This window comes from Mesorhizobium sp. M4B.F.Ca.ET.089.01.1.1 (assembly GCF_004022605.1).
GTDB classification, from domain to species: domain Bacteria; phylum Pseudomonadota; class Alphaproteobacteria; order Rhizobiales; family Rhizobiaceae; genus Mesorhizobium; species Mesorhizobium abyssinicae.
Genome location: NZ_RZOS01000931.1, coordinates 1 through 989 on the forward strand (window position 1 = coordinate 1; position 989 = coordinate 989).

The following is a 989-nucleotide window of genomic DNA, read 5'->3' on the forward strand; positions in this document are numbered from 1 at the left end:
TAGTCGGCCTGGATGACATCACCTTTCGCGATATCGACAGGACGCGTGAACGAGCCGGCCAGGACTATTTGTCCCTTCTTCAGGCCACCGCCCACAGCATGAAGTTTGTTGACCAGCCACGCGATGCCGGCTGCCGGATGTCCCATGATCGCCGCCGACACGCCCGATTCCTCGATGATGCCGTTCTTGGAAAGAGTCGCCCCGACCCAACGGATATCGATGTCCATCGGACGAATTATACGGCCACCAATGACGAGGGCGCCGAAAGCCGCGTTGTCCGCAATGGTATCCGTGATCGCTCGAGGGACTTCGGTCCGGTAGTCGATAATCTCGAGCGCCGGGACAACGAACTCGGTCGCACGCATGACGTCATAGATCCTGGTGCCGGGCCCGACGAGATCCTCACCCATAACAAAGGCCAGCTCGACCTCGAGTCGCGGCTTGATAAACAAGTCAGCCCTGATCTGCGCTCCGTCGTTGTAAAGCGCATCGTCAAGAATGCAGCCGTAGTCCGGCTCCGTCATCTTCGAAGCCATCTGCATTGCGCGTGACGTCAGGCCAATCTTGTGCCCGACGATCCGTGCGCCCTTGGCTACCCTCGCCTCCGCCCACAAAGCCTGAATTTGGTAGGCGTCCTCGAGTTCGAGGTTCGGGTAGGTCTTGCTAGGCTGTATGATCGGCTTGCGCTCGATTTCAGCTTTGAGCAGCGCGTCTGCCGCGGCCCGGCGTTCTTCTTCGGTGATCATATCGTTTGCTCAGCTGATTGTGATTTATTTGATCGGGGGACGCGGCAAAACGGCTTCGCCGGGCTCCATGGCATAGGCGTAGTCGAGCGAGAACCACGGACCAGGACTATCCGCTTCGGTCGGATGGGGCTCCTCATGACGAACGAAGTCGCCGGTCAACGCTGCCGTGACACCGAACTGAACATCGGAGCCGATGTTCGGGTCGCTGGGGTCGAAGACCTGGGAAATCAGCGTCTTGTATCC

General features: G+C 59.0%; 1 protein-coding gene and 1 pseudogene. Both read right to left on the reverse strand.

Going from position 1 to position 989, the window contains the following annotated elements; all coding sequences use genetic code 11:
• Positions 1–746 (reverse strand): fumarylacetoacetate hydrolase family protein (locus tag EN780_RS35115; RefSeq protein WP_128276532.1); only part of this gene is annotated, 746 nt, incomplete at its 3' end.
• A gap of 24 nt (positions 747–770) precedes the next feature.
• A pseudogene (locus tag EN780_RS35120) lies at positions 771–989 on the reverse strand (catechol 1,2-dioxygenase); the annotation flags it as partial.